Annotated in this window: 1 pseudogene; it reads left to right on the top strand. The window is 55.2% G+C overall.

Annotation, left to right across the window (positions count from 1 at the left end):
* Nucleotides 1-250: pseudogene (locus FVA95_RS32455) on the top strand (acyl CoA:acetate/3-ketoacid CoA transferase); the annotation flags it as partial.

The raw sequence follows: 250 nt of genomic DNA, 5'->3' as shown, positions 1-250 counted from the left end.
CCATTCGTATTCCGGGGATCTTTGTGGATTATCTGGTTTTATCCACGCCAGACACGCATTGGCAAACCTACGGTGAGGTCAGAAACAACACCTATACCGGGCGGTCACGCTCCGATATCGCAGTCACGCCGTTACCGCTGTGCGCCAAAAAAATCGTCGCGCGCCGAGCCCTGTATGAAATAGCCCGGTACAACGCGCCGATCGTTAACCTGGGTATTGGCACCCCAGAGTTCATTGCAAGGGTGGCGAG

Source organism: Pseudonocardia sp. EV170527-09, from assembly GCF_008369905.1.
In the GTDB taxonomy this organism is placed as follows: domain Bacteria; phylum Actinomycetota; class Actinomycetes; order Mycobacteriales; family Pseudonocardiaceae; genus Pseudonocardia.
The sequence above is the reverse complement of the archived record's forward strand: the minus strand, read 5'-3'. Positions and strand labels throughout refer to the sequence as shown.